Raw genomic sequence first — 15,900 nt, forward strand, 5'->3', positions numbered from 1 at the left:
TCTATCCTATGGCTGTTTATGCAATTGGTGATGTTCAGGGCTGTTTTGATGAGCTGATCAAATTACTTGAGCTCGTGAGATTTGATCCGCAACAGGATCAAATATGGTTGGCTGGTGATCTGGTCAATCGTGGTCCAAAATCGTTAGATACGCTCAGGTTTGTGCGACAGTTGGGTGATCAATCAGCAAAAGTCGTATTGGGCAATCATGATTTGCATATGCTGGCGCATGCGGCAGGGAATAATGAATTCAATCATCGATTAGATACCATTGAACCGGTTTTAACCGCTGAAGACAGTGATGAATTGATTGACTGGTTACGCCGTCAACCGTTGTTTTATCACGATAGAGAATTACAGTTTTCAATGGTACATGCTGGCTTACCTCCGGAATGGAACATTGATGAAGCATTAGAGAGAGCCGCTGAAGTTGAGTTAGTGCTTCAATCAGACGACTGGCGTGAATTCTTTAAACATATGTATGGCAATAAACCCAAGCGCTGGTCTGATGAGTTAACCGGCTGGGATAGATTACGCTTCATCACCAATTGTTTTACCCGACTGCGATATTGCCATGAAGACGGCAGCCTGGCGCTGAAATTCAAAGGTGCACCTAAGGATAAACCGGTGGATCAAAAACCCTGGTTTATGATGCCCAATCGCGCCAGCGTCAATGACAAAATAGTCTTTGGCCATTGGTCACAACTGGGCACCGGTCAGTATGACAATGTATTTTCATTGGATAGTGGCGCGGTCTGGGGCGAGCAATTAACGGCTGTGCGAATTGATCAAACGCCTTATCAGTGGACGGTTGTTGAAGCTGATACCGATGAATTACCGCATACTGACAATAAAACGGCTGCTGAAAAACAACGCTGGCTGTAACTGACTGTTAGGCATTCATTTTTAAACACAGTACAATATCTTTTTTTCTCTTTTGGACATTTCTGAAATATGAGCAATATCAAAACCTTTTCAGGTGACTTTTCCGCAAAAGGCATACGAGTAGGTATCGTGGCAGGCCGTTTCAATGATTTTATTGTTGATAATCTGATTGCCGGTGCAGTAGATACATTATTACGTCATGGTGCTGCGGAAAAAGATATTGAAATTGCCCGCGTTCCCGGAGCAGTTGAAATCCCGCTGGCTGTGCAACGTATGGGTAAAACCGGTAAATATGATGCCATCATCGCATTAGGTGCGGTGATTCGTGGCGGCACTCCGCATTTTGAATATGTCGCCGGTGAATGCTCAAAAGGTCTGGGCCAACTGACATTGCAACTGGATCTTCCTATTGCTTTTGGTGTGTTGACCGTTGATACCATCGAACAGGCAATTGAACGTGCTGGCACGAAAGCCGGTAATAAAGGTGCTGAAGCAGCGATGGGCATGATTGAAATGGTGAACGTGTTGCGCCAAATCGGAGCTGCCAAGTAAATGGCTGGTGGACTGCCCCGGACTCAGGCTCGACGTGCTGCCGTGCAAGCGCTTTATCAATCTTTGGTCAATAATCAGGCTCCTGAAAAAGACACAATGGATTTTGTCATGGCGGAATACGCTAATAAAATCGACAAAAACTATTTTCAACTTCTGGTGGAAGGTGTTACCAAAGAAATCGATACCATTGATGCCGAACTGACCCATGCGGTAGACAGAAGTTTAGCCACTGTCGACCCTGTTGAGATTTCTGTATTACGTCTGGCCGTTTTTGAATATATGCACCGTCCGGATATCCCGTATCGCGTGGTCTTGAATGAAGCTGTTGAACTGGCCAAATCATTTGGCGGGGAACAAGGCCATAAATATGTTAACGGGGTTCTCGATAAAATTGGCTCACGTTTACGCCAGGCAGAATATCAGGCTGCCAAAGCTGCTCGTGCTCAGAAAAAAGCGAATTGATTAACTGCCCCGAAAAGATAAAACCATCCAGACGGGGCTTTTTTTGAATGAAACCTTCTCCCGAATTTTCACTGATTCAGCAGTATTTTCACGCGTTAACGACGCGTCGTGAAGATGTGATTGTGGGAATCGGTGATGATTGTGCCGTTTTAAACAATCCGCAGGATACCTATACGGCTGTCTCAATTGATACATTGGTACAAGACATACATTTTTTTGCCGATGTTGATCCCTATCGTTTGGGCATCAAAGCTCTGGCCGTCAACCTCAGTGATCTGGCCGCAATGGGGGCTCAACCTGCCTGGTTCACTCTGGCCTTAACCTTGCCTGAAATCAATGATGACTGGCTAAAACAGTTTTCAGCTGGCTTGGCATATATCGCCAAAAATCACCAAATTCAGCTGGTGGGCGGGGATACTACCCGTGGTCCCTTAACCATTACCATTCAGGTTCATGGGCATGTAGCCAAGCACAATATATTGCAGCGTAATGCTGCAGAGTCAGCTGACTTGATTTGTGTGACCGGATGCCTGGGAGATGCCGCCGCAGGGCTTCAATTTAGATTGGGGCAACTTGAAACAGGATTGTTAACCGATACAGATATTGAATATCTGTTACAACGGTTGGAAATGCCCACACCGCGTAATCAAATAGGTCAGCAACTGATAGGCAAAGCACATGCGGCAATTGATGTTTCAGATGGCTTACTGGCGGATTTAAATCATATACTCAATGCGAGTGACAAAGGGGCAAAGCTGGATGTATCCGCTTTACCATTCTCTGCGGCGTTGAAAAAATTGCCCACAGAAATGGCGACGCAACTGGCATTAACGGGCGGTGATGATTACGAATTATGTTTTACCGCGACTGTGGACAATGTGGCGAGACTCAAACATCAGTTTTCTGACATGATTCATGTGATTGGTGAAATCACTGAAGACGAAGGTATGTATTATCAGAATGCCCATGGTGAATGGCAGGCATTCTCAGCAATAAAGGCAGGCTATGACCACTTCGCATAATAAGGTCACTTTTCAACAATTGCTCAAAAGACCGGCCTGTTTGCTGGCCTACGGCTTTGGTTCGGGATTATCCTCCAAAGCGCCGGGCACCATGGGTACATTAGTCGCTTTACCCATCTACTGGTTGATACAAGATGTCGGGCTGTTTAGTTATTTACTCATCACTGTAGTTGCTTTTATCGCTGGGATTTGGATTTGTCAGCAAGCCGTCAATTGGCTTGAAAAGGACGATCCTTCTGCTGTGGTATGGGATGAAATTGTTGGTTATCTGGTGACGATGATTGCCGCTCCCGCAGGTTGGCAGTGGATGCTTTTGGGCTTTGTATTGTTCAGATTGTTTGATATCTGGAAGCCATGGCCCATCTCATGGGCTGACCGTAAGTTACATGGTGGTATGGGTATAATGTTCGATGATGTGATAGCGGGAGTCTTTGCCGCCGTGATATTGCAGCTTTGTCATTATTTGCTCTGAAACTGCCCGTAAAGCGACAGCCTCAGAGCTTTTAATCAAACCTAGCTTAACTGCATACCAAAGCTTTTTTCAAAGCGTGTTGCAAAGCTTTCAATAGTAAATTGATGATTCTGCGTGCCATGTTGTTCAATTTTAATGGCACCTAACAGCGATGCGATACGACCAGTCATTTCCCAATCTTTACCATGCAAAATACCATGAAGTAATCCTGCACGATAGGCATCTCCACAACCGGTAGGGTCCACAACTTTTTCAGCTTTAGCACATGGGATATCTATGCGTTTACCTTCAGTGTAGATGTGTGAGCCCTGAGCACCACGGGTAATGATTAACGCTTCAACAAGTTTGGCTATTTCTCCGGGTGGCAGACCCGTTCTGTCTTCAAATAACTGTGCTTCATAATCATTCAATGCAATATAAGTAGCCTGTCTGGCAAATTGCAGCAGATCTTCACCATCAAACATCGGTAACCCCTGACCCGGATCAAAAATAAACGGAATGCCGGCATCCGCAAATTGCTGAGCATGTTGAATCATGCCATCACGACCATCCGGAGCAATAATGCCCAGCGTGATATTTTGCGCTTCGCTGATTTTGGTTTCATGAGCCAGGTTCATTGCCCCTGGATGAAAAGCAGTGATCTGGTTATCGTCAATATCGGTTGTGATATAAGCCTGAGCAGTGAAATGCTCGTCTTTGACATGTACATGACGACGGATAATTGAATATTTATCCATCCAGGCGGCATAGGTAGCGAAGTCACTGCCCACAGTCCCCATCGGCACCGGCTCATCACCCAATAGTTTCATATTGAAAGCAATATTACCGGCACAACCCCCAAATTCACGGCGTAATTCAGGTACCAGAAACGCCACATTCAGCATATGCACTTTGTCAGGCAGAATGTGATTTTTAAATTGATCCGGAAACACCATAATATTGTCGTAGGCAAATGAGCCGCAGATAAGTACCGACATGTTGCTATACCTCTTTTGTATGAATCTGTTGTGTATCAGCAGTGACTGACAGGTGACCACTGATAAAATCAGTCAGGTGATGACCGACGATTTGATATCGCCAGCCCTGTAATAAAGCAAGATCTTTTTCTCCGCGTACCAGCTTTTCAATGTCTTTACGGCTGGCCACGGCAATAGGAGTAATTGATTGCTCATCACAGAATTTACGTAGTAATGCCATCAACGCATCAATCAGAGCTTCCTGCTGATTACTCAGTGGCTCGGGTTTGAGCAATATCGGCCATTGTTCGGGCGGCGTTTGTTTGGCTTTGCTGATAACGTCAATAATGGCCCGACCACTGCGTTCAATATCCCGCGCCTCAAGCCCGCGGATTTGACTGAGTTTTTCGGGTTTTTCCGGGGCAAATCGTGCCAGATCCAGCATTACTTCATCTTTGAGAATCCAACGCCTTGGACGATCCCGATCCATCGCGCGCTGTTCACGCCATGCTGCCAGTTGCTGTAATACGGCCAGTTGCACACCTTTTAATTTACCTGCCCCACGGATTTTACGCCAGATGGTTTCAGGATCAGCAACGTAATTATCGGCATTGGACAGGGCGGCAAAATCTTCTTTAAGCCATTCCGTACGCTGTTGTTTTTCCAGATCAGCAGACATTTGATGATAAAGCTCACACAGATAACGTACATCATCTGCTGCATATTCCAATTGTTCGGGACTTAACGGTCGCTGTGTCCAGTCGGCTCTGGAATGGGCTTTATCAAGGCTGACATCAAGACGTTGTTTCACCAGGTTGCCATAGCCAATTTGATCACCGTCACCGAGGATGGTTGCAGCTAACTGGGTATCAAACAAATTTGGCGGAAGGGAATTTTTTAACAGATATAGCAGTTCCAGATCCTGTCGTGCAGCATGGAAAACCAGTGTTATGTCCGGTTGATAGAGTAAATTCAGCAAAGGAGTGAGATCTTTTATAGCGATCGGATCAACACAGGCAATGATATCGTCATTGGCAATCTGGATCAGGCACAACTGGGGGTAATAGGTTTTTTCGCGAAGGAATTCCGTGTCAATTGCCAGCCATTTGCTGTGTTGAATTTCCGAGCAAAATTGTGTTAACGCCGTATCCGAATCAATGTAAAGAACAGTCATGTTATCCAGCTAAAAAAAGCAGTCAGTATAACTGTTTTATAAGATGCTGCGGGCGTTCGCCTGTGTCAAAACCTGTTCTATGGCCTCAATGATGATTTCGGGTTGTTCATGTGGAATCGCATGGCCACTCTGATGGGCAAACATATGTTGGCTGATGGGAGATAAACGCGTGAGATCCTGTTGCAGATCAATCCAGGTTTTTTCGCGTTGCTGCAATACCAGATCTCCATACCATTCCGGTTTGCCACGACTGATGACAATTAATGGCACCACGGGCAGAATAGCATGTTGCTGCACCTGTAAAGCGCTTTGTTCGAGGGCAGAAATTTCTGCCCGGGCGGCATGAAATGCTCGTTCACGTAGTACCGGAGACTTATTAGCATGTGCCATGCTATCAGTCGATTTAGGTAATATCATGATAGTGCCACGACGATCAAAATTATTGGGTAATTTAATTTTAAACTGGTTGTACTGATCTTCATGCGACGCATCAACCAATACCATTCCGGCAACCATTTCCGGATTATTGGCGGCAAAGATGCGAATATTGTAACCACCAAAAGAATGCCCAACCAGTATATACGGAGCAGGTATATCGGCTTCCTCTAACAATATCTCCAGTTCATGCGCAATTCTATTGCTGGTTCTGGGAGGCGGACCAAAATCACTCCAGCCATAGCCGGCGCGATCAAATACACAAATCCGCACGTTTTTTGAAATTGCCTGCTGAATTGGCAGCCAGTCAGTAGAGTCATCGCCAAGCCCTACATCTACCAAAACGGTTGGGCTACCCGAACCAGTACAGTTGATATGTAATTGATAACCGCCAACATCAAACCGTTGGCCCGGAATATCAGGAAATTCGGCGGCAATAATTGGTGCCGAAACAGAGCAGAAAGCCAAAAAAGGCCAGAATCGCGCTTTCATCAAGTGACTCCGAAGCGATTAACTTACAGTAAAGTTAAGAGCGGAAAGTCGTCTTAAAGTTCCAGATCTGCAACAGTAATTTTCTGCAGAATATCCTGTTGCGTGAAGGGCCAGTTTAATTCACTTTCGTCAGAAAATTTAATCACGGGAATGCGGATGCCATACTGCTCTACCAGCTGATCATCATCACCAATTTCGATAATTTTCAATTGAATATTTTTAGCTGATGACAAACTGTAAATGAGCTGTTCTGCTGACTCACATAAATGACAGCCAGCGGTAGAAAACAATTGTAATGTGATCATTTTTCACGCAGCCGCGGGATGAGCTCGACGAAGTTACAAGGGCGATGCCGAACATCCAGCTGGTATTGTAAAATGTCATCCCAGGCGTTTTTGCAGGCGCCTGAAGAACCAGGCAGACAAAAAATAAACGTGCCATTTGCCACACCGGCTATCGCTCTGGATTGCACAGTTGATGTGCGAATAATGTTATAGGAAATCTGTCGGAACAGTTCACCAAAACCAGTGATTTCTTTATCAAATAAAACACTGACAGCTTCCGGAGTGCCATCTCTACCCGTCAGTCCTGTGCCACCAGTGGTGATAATAACGTCCACCTGTTCATCGCAAATCCATTGCGAAATAACAGAACGTATCTGATATATATCATCTGTCACAATCTGTTTAGCAGCCAGTTCATGTCCTGCGGCGAGCAACCGGTCCTCAAGAGTTTTACCTGAAACATCATCAACTTCTGTACGAGAATCGGAGATGGTTAAAATGGCAATTTTGACAGCAATGAATTCACGATCCATGGGGATTGGTACTCGAATGTAAAGAATTGAAAACAAGTATAGTCACCATATAGCCTAGGGTCTAGAATGCAATGCAATAGTGAGGAGTCATAACAATGAAAAAAGTTTTATTAGTCTCAGCAATCTCAACAGCCATCATGTTCTCGGGTTGCGCTGCAGATGATCCGAATATGCGTACCAAGCGTGGCGCTGCCATTGGCGCAGCTGCCGGTTCAATAATTGGTTACGCGATTGATGATGGTGCGGGTGGGGTTATTGCCGGTGCCGCTGTAGGTACTCTGGCAGGTGCAGGTGTTGGTCGATATATGGATAATCAGCAGCGTGAAATGAATCAGGCGCTAGCCGATGAACAGGCGCGCAATGAATTACAAATTCAGCAATTGCAGGATGAATCATTAAAAATCGATATTTCCAATGAAGTATCTTTTGACTTTGACAGCTCAGCCATCAAACCTGCCTTTGAACCGACGCTGAATAAAGTCGCTGATGTGTTGCAGCGTTATCCGAAAACGATAATTCATGTCATTGGACATACCGATAGCAAAGGTTCAGAAAGTTATAATCAGCAACTTTCTGAGCGCCGAGCGCAATCGGTAACTAACTACTTTGCGGCACGAGGTGTGCTGACAGAGCGTCTGGTACCAATGGGACGTGGTGAACTTGAGCCGCGAGCCACAAATGATACCGAAGCCGGGCGACAATTGAATCGTCGTGTGGAAATTATTGTTAAACCTATTGTTGAGGGACAGGAAGCTGAAGCCTACCAAACGCCGTAAAGGCACATCAGACAGAAACCAGACACCATCCCAGGATTTGATTTTTGGTTTACATGCGGTACAGGCGGCTCTTGAGTCGCCTGTTTCACGTGTGGCCGAAATCTGGGTGGCTGACGAACGCCATGATCAACGTGTGGAGACCATTTACAAGCTGGCCGGTGATCAGGGGATTCGTTTACACAAAACCCAACGTCAGCAACTGGATGATATGGTGCCGGAAAGTCGTCATCAGGGCTGTGTTGCCCGCTGTCATCCATTAGCGGTATTGGATGAAACGGATCTCGATGTAATACTGGATAATTTACAGCAAACACCGTTTCTGTTGATTCTGGATGGTGTCCAGGATCCTCATAATCTGGGCGCATGTCTGCGTACCGCGGAGGCGGCCGGAGCGCATGCAGTCATTGCACCCAAAGATCGTGCCTCAGGCTTAACTCCGACAGCGATCAAGATTTCCAGTGGTGCTGCTGAGCGCCTGCCGTTTATTCAGGTGACCAATCTTGCGCGGGTGTTAAGGGATCTGCAGCAAAGAGGGATCTGGCTGGTCGGCACATCTGGGGAAAGCGAGTTAAGTCTTTACCAAGCCGATCTCAAGGGTCCGCTGGCGATTATTCTGGGAGCTGAAGGGCAGGGTATTCGCAGGTTGACCAGAGATCACTGTGATCAGGTTATGTATATCCCGATGCATGGAGCAGCCGAGAGTCTCAATGTATCTGTTGCTGCAGGTGTCTGCTTATTTGAAGCGGATCGTCAACGGCGCTTGTGAGCAGGCAGTAAAATAAAGTAAAATGCCAGATTGCCTTTGATAGGTAAAACTCCTTGCTTTCTGAAATTTTTCAGCAAGCTGTATAAACCGTGAGGAGCTCAAATTGAGACATTACGAAATCGTGTTTCTGGTCCACCCTGATCAGAGCGAACAAGTGCCCGGTATGATCGAGCGCTATACCCAAACTTTGACCGCTGCTGGTGGTCAGGTTCATCGTCTGGAAGACTGGGGCCGCCGTCAATTGGCCTATCCAATCAACAAAGTTCACAAAGCACATTATGTGTTGATGAATGTTGAATGTGATGTTGAGCAATTGAACGAAGTCACAACTGCTTTCCGTTTTAATGATGCCGTTATCCGTCACCTTGTTGTCAGCATGGACGAAGCTGTTACAGAAGCTTCTCCTATGATGCGCAAAGACGACGAAAAACCCGCTGCAAAAGCCTAATCAGGAGATATCACGATGGCACGTTTTTTCAGACGTAGAAAATTTTGTCGTTTCACCGCTGAAGGTGTAAAACAAATTGATTATAAAGACGTAAACCTGCTTAAGAATTTCGTTACAGAAACAGGCAAGATCGTTCCAAGTCGTATTACCGGTACTAAAGCTCGTTACCAGCGTCAGCTGTCAACTTGTGTCAAACGTGCACGGTTTCTGGCATTGCTGCCTTACTGTGACATGCACAAGTAATTCAGCTTCTCAGTTGTAAGGTTAAGATCAAAATATTATGTTGCGGGGAATCGCTGATTTTGCAATGAAAGGTCGCTGGCAAGCTGCTTTGGCAGCTGCTTTGCTATCGGTTGCTGCAATGTTGCTCCCACCACTCAATTATCTCGCTAGCGGGGTGATTGTACTGGCCACATTACGTGTAGGCCCTCAAGAAGGCCTGCGGGTAATGGCCGCAACATTGGTAGTGTTTGCTGCCGTTGCCGGACTGTTATTCGGACAACTCTGGATTGCATTAGCGTTATTGCTGACCAGCTGGTTACCGGCGTATTTGGTGACTCTGGTGCTGGGATACAGCCGTTCTTTGGAACGGGCGCTTCTGGCTGCGGCCGGAGTCGGTATTCTGGTAGTACTGATATCACATATCTTTTTGCCTAATCCGGCATTGTGGTGGCAGGAAATGCTGACGCCGTTTGTTCAATTACTGTCTGAACAACCCGGTTGGCAAATGAACGCAACAGAAACGCAAAACTTTCTGGTACAAATGGCCAGCATGATGACCGGTCTGATTGCCGCAGCAGTAAGTGTCAATATAATTCTGGGCATTTTGATTGGTCGTGCATGGCAAGCCTCGTTATATAACGAAGGAGCATTTGGCAATGAGTTTACTCAGATTACTCTGGGTAAAACACTGGCGATTGTGACAGCCGTTTTAATGGGACTGTCCCTGACTGGAATGGCGGGTTCACTGACGCTGCTGGTGGATTGTTTACCGGTGCTATTAGTGCTTTTTGCGTTACAAGGTATCGCGGTTGCACATGCAATCGTTCGATTGAAACAAAAGTCAGTCGCCTGGTTAGTCGTAATGTATGTGCTGATGGTGTTAATGCTGCCGCAAATGATGATTTTAACTGCCACACTGGGCATATTGGAACAATGGTTTAATTTTCGCAAACGCGCAATCGCGTAACGCGGTTATTTTATAAGCAGTCTGAGACTGCGAATGAGGGTTAGAACGATGCAAGTAATTTTGCTGGAAAAAGTTCAAAAGCTGGGTAATCTGGGTGATGAAGTTAGTGTAAAAGCTGGCTATGGTCGCAACTATCTGGTTCCTGCTGGTAAGGCTTTGCCTGCCAACAAAAACAACAGAGAGAAATTTGAAGCTCGTCGCGCTGAACTTGAAGCGGCTGCTGCCAAATTACTTACTGCAGCTCAGGAACGCGAGAAAAAGCTGATTGCAGCCGGTGAAGTCAACATTATGGCTAACGCCGGTGTTGAAGGTAAATTGTTCGGTTCAGTTACCGCTGCTGAAATCGCTGATGCGGTCAATGCAAAAGGCGCGGATGTAGACCGTAATGAAGTCCGTTTACCAACAGGACCTTTACGCCACACGGGTGAATACAACATTGACGTGCAATTGCATGCTGATGTTGTTGTGAGTGTGAAAGTCAATATCACTTCTGAAGCTGAGCTGGCAGCAATCGCTGCGGCAGAAGAAGCACGTAAAGCTCGTGAAGCTTCACGTGAAGAAGCTGAAGCGATTGCCAAAGCGCAAGAGCAATAAAAATCAGTTAGAAAAAATTGGGGTATGGAAACTTTCATACCCCAATAATTTTGTGATTCAGTAATCTTGAATCAAATGCTTGTTTAACCAGCTTGGACGAATGCTGTGGAACAGATAACTTATCCAGAAAGCTATCAAGACAGCGCAACTCAGGCCCTGAAGGTCCCGCCGCATTCAGTTGAAGCTGAACAGTCCGTTTTAGGCGGCTTGATGCTTGATAACAGTGCTTGGGAACAGGTTTCTGATCTCCTGGTTGAGCAGGACTTCTATCGTCACGACCATCAACTTATTTTCCGTGGCATAGCCGAATTAATGGAACAAGCCAATCCTGTAGACGTGATCACGTTAGCGGAATGGCACAATCAGCGCGGTGAACTGGATAAAGTCGGTGAATTGGCTTATCTCGGTGCCTTGGCGCGTAATACTCCCAGTGCAGCCAACATCAAAGCCTACGCCTCGATCGTGCGTGAGCGTTCGATTCTGCGTCAGCTTATCCAGATTGGTAATAATATTGCCAATATGGCATTTACGCCTGAAGGCCGTAATAGCGAAGAAATGCTCGACACGGCTGAGCGACGCGTTTTTGAAATTGCAGAAAAAGGTGCAAAACGTGGCGGCGGTTTTATTCAGGTCAAAGATGTTCTGAGTAAGGTAGTCGATAAAATTGATACGCTGTTTGAACAGGATAGCGGTATCACCGGTTTGCCAACCGGCTTTATTGATTTTGATGATCAGACATCTGGTTTGCAACCCGCTGATTTGGTCATTATCGCTGGCCGACCGTCGATGGGTAAAACCACCTTTGCAATGAATATTGCTGAAAATGCCGCGATTCACAGCAAACAACCCGTTGCCGTATTCAGTATGGAGATGCCTGCCGACTCGCTGGCGATGCGTATGTTGTCGTCATTAGGCAGAATTGATCAGCATCGTCTGCGTACTGGTCGATTAAATGATGATGACTGGCCCCGGTTAACTTCAGCCATAGCGTTATTGAATGAAGCACCGCTATTTATTGATGATACCGGTGGTTTGACTCCCTCTGAACTGAGAGCCCGGGCGAGACGTTTAAAACGTGAGCATGGCCTGAGTTTGATCATTGTCGATTACCTGCAGCTAATGAGTGGCAGTGCCAACGGTCGTCAGGCAGAAAATCGTACCAATGAAATTTCAGAAATTTCCCGTTCATTAAAGGCACTGGCCAAAGAGCTCAATGTTCCGGTAATTGCGTTATCCCAGTTAAACCGTTCACTGGAGCAGCGACCGAATAAACGTCCGGTTATGTCAGATCTGCGTGAATCAGGTGCAATTGAGCAGGACGCCGATATCATTGTGTTTATCTATCGTGATGAAGTTTATAACGAAGATTCTGCAGAAAAAGGCAAAGCCGAAATCATCATCAGCAAACAACGTAATGGTCCTATCGGTACCGTGGCGTTAACCTTTCAGGGCAAATACACCCGATTTGAAAACTTTGCTCCTGCGTACTACCAAGATTACGGTGATAATGAATCGTGAGTCGCTATCCGTTTGCCCGAATCGATCTGGCAGCACTGAAACATAATCTGCAACAAGTTCGCCTTTTTGCCCCAAACAGTAAAGTGATGTCGGTCATTAAAGCTGATGCTTATGGGCATGGCGTCATTCAGGTTGCTCAGGCACTCACGCAAAGTGATGCATTTGCCGTGGCCCGATTTAGTGAAGCATTAACGCTCCGGAAACATGGATTTGACCAGCCCATTACCATTTTCGAAGGTGTCAGCACAATTGAAGAATGGCAGTTAACTGCTGAATATGACTTAACACCGGTAATACATCAGCAACAGCATCTTGAGTTGTTATTGAAAGCGAAAACCAGTCAGCCGCTACCGTTAATATGGTTGATGCTGGAAACCGGCATGCACCGTCTTGGTTTACCGCAACAGGACGTAATACAGATTATTGATGCATTGGAAAAACGTTCAGATCTGGTGAGCAAGCTTGGTTTGATGAGTCATTTTGCCAACTCGGATTTGTTAAATGATGCACGTAATAACCAACAGTTAACGGTTATGAAAAAGCTGGCTGAAACAACTGGATTGCCCGTTTGTATGGCTAATTCAGCTGCGATAATCAGTTTGCCTGAATCGCATTATGACTGGATACGGCCGGGTTTGATGCTTTATGGCGCTTCACCATTTGCCAATAAATCAGGGGCTGATGTTGGACTCAAGCCTGTCATGCAATTGATCTCCAAATTGATTGCGACGCAGCAATTAAAAGCTGGGGATGAAGTCGGCTATGGTGGACAGTGGACCGCTGATAAACCTGTGCGAATGGGTGTGGTCAGTATTGGTTATGGTGATGGCTATAGTCGTCATTTATCCAATATCGGCAAAGTCTTGATTCGTGGCAAAGAAGTGCCAATTATTGGTCGCGTCTCGATGGATACCGTCTGTGTCAATCTGGATGATTGTCCGCAGGCGCAACAGGATGATGAGGTGATTATCTGGGGGGCCGACGAGTTGGCGGTGGAATGGTTAGCCGATAAAGCTGGAACCATACCCTATGAATTATTGACCTGTGTGACACCGAGAGTTCAAAGGGAATATTTGAATGGCTAAAGCCAAGCGAGTGTATGTCTGCCGGGAGTGTGGCGCACAGACCCCACAATGGGCTGGACGTTGTGCAGATTGTGGTGCCTGGAACAGTCTTGAAGAATCCGTGCAGACTAGCGCCAAACCATCCACGACAATGAATAAACATACGGGTTATGCCGGCCAGCAACAAAATACTGTCCAGGCATTAAAAACCATTACTTCTGAACAGGCAGTGCGCTGGTCTACCGGATTGCCGGAATTGGATCGGGTACTGGGTGGTGGGCTGGTAACCGGTTCGGTCGTGCTTATTGGTGGCGATCCCGGAATTGGTAAGTCAACTTTACTATTACAAGCTATGGCCAGTATGGCCGAGCTTAGCGGTATTAATCCGCTTTATATCAGTGGTGAAGAATCGTTACAGCAAATTCGTTTGCGGGCTGAACGCTTACAGTTGCAGGAAACCCCGGTTGATTTGCTGGCAGAGACTCATGCCGAACAAATGATGGCTATTGCTCAGCAGCGTCAACCGCAGGTGATGGTTATTGATTCGATTCAAACGGTATTTACTGAATTGTTGCAATCGGCGCCCGGAACAGTGGCTCAGGTTCGGGAAAGTGCAGCCCAGTTGGTCAGGTTTGCCAAATCCAGTGGCATCACCATGATTCTGGTGGGACATGTTACCAAGCAGGGAGCTTTAGCCGGGCCACGCGTTCTGGAACATATGGTCGATACCGTATTGTATTTTGAAGGTGACAGTTCAACACGGTTTCGTATTTTACGTGCAGTCAAAAACCGCTTTGGCGCGGTTAATGAACTTGGCGTATTTGCCATGACTGAGCTGGGCCTGAAAGAAGTCAGTAATCCTTCGGCAATATTTCTATCAAGAGGCGAAAAAGCCGTTCCCGGCAGTATGATCACGGTGATCCGTGAAGGCAGCCGGCCAATGCTGGTTGAAGTTCAAGCTTTGGTTGATGAGAGTCCGTTGGGCAATCCACGTCGAGTTTCAGTCGGCCTGGAACAAAATCGTCTGGCTATGTTATTGGCAATTTTGCACCGACATGGTGGTATTACCTGCCATGATCAGGATGTATTTATCAATGTTGTGGGTGGTGTGAAATTAAGTGAAACCGGTGCCGATCTGGCGGTGCTGACAGCGGTGATTTCAAGTTTACGCAATAAAGCCATACCGCAGGACTGGGTGGTGTTTGGTGAAGTCGGGCTAACCGGAGAAATTCGACCAGTTCAGGCTGGAGAAGAACGGATCCGTGATGCAGGTAAACATGGCTTCAAAGTGGCCCTTGTTCCGGCTGCCAATGCCCCACGAAAAGCAATTACTGGGCTTAAAGTCATTGCCGTGCAACATTTGCAACAGGCCATTGACGCACTTAAAGATGGCTGGTTGTGAGTGAGTGGTTTCAGTTTTCAGGCATATCCACTAAAGCAGATAGTTCGCGATACAATAAACCTTCGTCAGCAAGATTTAATTCCACCAGCTTTTTTAAATGGGTAATGCTGTCAAGGTCGATTAGTTTGCAATGGAAACCAATACTGTTAGCATCCAAATGGGCTACTTCAGCCTGCATTTTGATCACTATCTGTGCTTCATTCAATAAAAGATCAACGGTAAAATTATCGGTCAATTTTCCTGACCAGTTATCTGGACGAGAAATTAGTAAGCCATTAAGTGACACATCAATCACTCGACAATTGAGATATACATCACCCTCGGTGTTTAATACATGGGCGTTTGCAACGAAAGGGATGCGGCTGAAAATTCGTCGGTCATCGACCATTATTGATCTCCTTTTTATGTAAGACTGATACTATCATTATTTAGCATAAGGAGTTATAGCGGATGTTATGGGTAAAAGCGTTTCATTTAATGGCGGTTGTCACCTGGTTTGCCGCTTTGTTTTATTTACCAAGGCTGTATGTATATCACGCAATGTGTGAAGACCAGGCAGGTAGAGAACGCTTTAAAATTATGGAGCGAAAACTCTACCGGGGTATCATGACACCAAGCGCCATCGCTACGTTGGTTCTGGGGATCTGGCTGATGAGTTATTACACGTTGGAGCAATTGAAATCCATGCACTGGTTGCATGCCAAACTGACCTTGCTGCTTTTACTGTTTGCTTACCATGGCCTGTGTGGGCGAATGCTTAAACAGTTTGCAGTCGATAAAAATCAACGTAGCCACGTGTTTTATCGTTGGTTTAACGAAATGCCAGTGCTAATTTTAATTGCTGTCATGATTCTGGCGGTAGTGAAACCGTTTTAAA

Annotated in this window: 21 protein-coding genes; 15 read left to right on the plus strand and 6 right to left on the minus strand. The window is 46.1% G+C overall.

What is annotated here, in order from left to right:
* Positions 1-8 precede the first annotated feature (8 nt).
* From Q7A_RS04725 to Q7A_RS04745, 5 genes are all read left to right on the plus strand, one after another.
* Entirely contained in the window at positions 9-884 is an 876-nt protein-coding gene (locus tag Q7A_RS04725) for a symmetrical bis(5'-nucleosyl)-tetraphosphatase (RefSeq protein ID WP_014706193.1), read from the plus strand.
* A gap of 69 nt (positions 885-953) precedes the next feature.
* A complete protein-coding gene (gene ribH / locus Q7A_RS04730; RefSeq protein WP_014706194.1) occupies positions 954-1,436 on the plus strand; it encodes a 6,7-dimethyl-8-ribityllumazine synthase in 483 nt (160 codons plus the stop codon).
* Positions 1,437-1,898 (plus strand): transcription antitermination factor NusB, encoded by a 462-nt coding sequence (nusB, locus tag Q7A_RS04735; RefSeq protein WP_014706195.1) that lies wholly within the window; start codon positions 1,437-1,439, stop codon positions 1,896-1,898.
* 47 nt (positions 1,899-1,945) lie between these two features.
* Positions 1,946-2,920: a thiamine-phosphate kinase gene (gene thiL / locus Q7A_RS04740; RefSeq protein ID WP_014706196.1), complete on the plus strand. Its 975-nt coding sequence runs from the start codon at positions 1,946-1,948 to the stop codon at positions 2,918-2,920.
* Positions 2,904-3,392, plus strand: a complete 489-nt coding sequence (locus tag Q7A_RS04745) for a phosphatidylglycerophosphatase A family protein (RefSeq protein ID WP_014706197.1) — start codon at positions 2,904-2,906, stop codon at positions 3,390-3,392. Before thiL ends, Q7A_RS04745 begins: the two co-directional genes overlap by 17 nt.
* 41 nt (positions 3,393-3,433) lie before the next feature.
* On the opposite strand, the gene Q7A_RS04750 is transcribed toward Q7A_RS04745, so the two are convergent.
* The 5 genes from Q7A_RS04750 to moaB are packed head-to-tail and all read right to left on the minus strand — an operon-like array spanning position 3,434 to position 7,266.
* Positions 3,434-4,369, minus strand: a complete 936-nt coding sequence (locus tag Q7A_RS04750) for a carbohydrate kinase family protein (RefSeq protein ID WP_014706198.1) — start codon at positions 4,367-4,369, stop codon at positions 3,434-3,436.
* A gap of 4 nt (positions 4,370-4,373) precedes the next feature.
* Positions 4,374-5,522, minus strand: a complete 1,149-nt coding sequence (gene rnd / locus Q7A_RS04755; protein ID WP_014706199.1) for a ribonuclease D — start codon at positions 5,520-5,522, stop codon at positions 4,374-4,376.
* A 36-nt stretch (positions 5,523-5,558) separates the two neighbouring features.
* Complete coding sequence (locus Q7A_RS04760; protein WP_014706200.1) at positions 5,559-6,449, minus strand: alpha/beta fold hydrolase; 891 nt, start codon at positions 6,447-6,449, stop codon at positions 5,559-5,561.
* Between the two features lie 53 nt (positions 6,450-6,502).
* Positions 6,503-6,754: a glutaredoxin family protein gene (locus tag Q7A_RS04765; protein ID WP_014706201.1), complete on the minus strand. Its 252-nt coding sequence runs from the start codon at positions 6,752-6,754 to the stop codon at positions 6,503-6,505.
* Positions 6,751-7,266 carry a molybdenum cofactor biosynthesis protein B gene (gene moaB / locus Q7A_RS04770; protein ID WP_014706202.1) on the minus strand — a complete coding sequence of 172 codons (516 nt, stop codon included), beginning with the start codon at positions 7,264-7,266 and terminating at the stop codon, positions 6,751-6,753. Before moaB ends, Q7A_RS04765 begins: the two co-directional genes overlap by 4 nt.
* A gap of 95 nt (positions 7,267-7,361) precedes the next feature.
* Between moaB and Q7A_RS04775 the strand changes: the two genes are divergently transcribed.
* The 9 genes from Q7A_RS04775 (at position 7,362) to radA (ending at position 15,023) form a co-directional block, all read left to right on the plus strand.
* Complete coding sequence (locus tag Q7A_RS04775) at positions 7,362-8,042, plus strand: OmpA family protein (RefSeq protein WP_014706203.1); 681 nt, start codon at positions 7,362-7,364, stop codon at positions 8,040-8,042.
* Between the two features lie 37 nt (positions 8,043-8,079).
* The gene (gene rlmB, locus Q7A_RS04780) at positions 8,080-8,808 is read left to right on the plus strand and encodes a 23S rRNA (guanosine(2251)-2'-O)-methyltransferase RlmB (RefSeq protein ID WP_014706204.1); all 729 of its coding nucleotides are present in this window, start codon (positions 8,080-8,082) and stop codon (positions 8,806-8,808) included.
* 103 nt (positions 8,809-8,911) lie between these two features.
* Positions 8,912-9,256, plus strand: coding sequence for a 30S ribosomal protein S6 (gene rpsF / locus Q7A_RS04785; RefSeq protein ID WP_014706205.1), 345 nt, complete (start codon positions 8,912-8,914; stop codon positions 9,254-9,256).
* 15 nt (positions 9,257-9,271) lie between these two features.
* Positions 9,272-9,499 (plus strand): 30S ribosomal protein S18, encoded by a 228-nt coding sequence (gene rpsR / locus Q7A_RS04790; RefSeq protein WP_014706206.1) that lies wholly within the window; start codon positions 9,272-9,274, stop codon positions 9,497-9,499.
* A 37-nt stretch (positions 9,500-9,536) separates the two neighbouring features.
* Complete coding sequence (locus tag Q7A_RS04795) at positions 9,537-10,445, plus strand: YybS family protein (RefSeq protein ID WP_014706207.1); 909 nt, start codon at positions 9,537-9,539, stop codon at positions 10,443-10,445.
* Between the two features lie 48 nt (positions 10,446-10,493).
* Positions 10,494-11,039 carry a 50S ribosomal protein L9 gene (gene rplI, locus Q7A_RS04800; protein WP_014706208.1) on the plus strand — a complete coding sequence of 182 codons (546 nt, stop codon included), beginning with the start codon at positions 10,494-10,496 and terminating at the stop codon, positions 11,037-11,039.
* Between the two features lie 105 nt (positions 11,040-11,144).
* The gene (dnaB, locus tag Q7A_RS04805; protein WP_014706209.1) at positions 11,145-12,557 is read left to right on the plus strand and encodes a replicative DNA helicase; all 1,413 of its coding nucleotides are present in this window, start codon (positions 11,145-11,147) and stop codon (positions 12,555-12,557) included.
* Positions 12,554-13,642: an alanine racemase gene (gene alr, locus Q7A_RS04810; protein ID WP_014706210.1), complete on the plus strand. Its 1,089-nt coding sequence runs from the start codon at positions 12,554-12,556 to the stop codon at positions 13,640-13,642. The genes dnaB and alr overlap by 4 nt, the downstream gene beginning before the upstream one ends.
* Complete coding sequence (gene radA / locus Q7A_RS04815) at positions 13,635-15,023, plus strand: DNA repair protein RadA (protein ID WP_014706211.1); 1,389 nt, start codon at positions 13,635-13,637, stop codon at positions 15,021-15,023. Before alr ends, radA begins: the two co-directional genes overlap by 8 nt.
* Positions 15,024-15,033: 10 nt before the next feature.
* On the opposite strand, the gene Q7A_RS04820 is transcribed toward radA, so the two are convergent.
* Positions 15,034-15,411, minus strand: a complete 378-nt coding sequence (locus Q7A_RS04820; RefSeq protein ID WP_014706212.1) for a PilZ domain-containing protein — start codon at positions 15,409-15,411, stop codon at positions 15,034-15,036.
* Between the two features lie 62 nt (positions 15,412-15,473).
* Here Q7A_RS04820 and hemJ point away from each other — a divergent pair, with 62 nt between their 5' ends.
* Entirely contained in the window at positions 15,474-15,899 is a 426-nt protein-coding gene (gene hemJ / locus Q7A_RS04825) for a protoporphyrinogen oxidase HemJ (RefSeq protein ID WP_014706213.1), read from the plus strand.
* Position 15,900: the final 1 nt, after the last annotated feature.

The sequence above is a fragment of the Methylophaga nitratireducenticrescens genome (genome assembly GCF_000260985.4).
Taxonomy (GTDB): domain Bacteria; phylum Pseudomonadota; class Gammaproteobacteria; order Nitrosococcales; family Methylophagaceae; genus Methylophaga; species Methylophaga nitratireducenticrescens.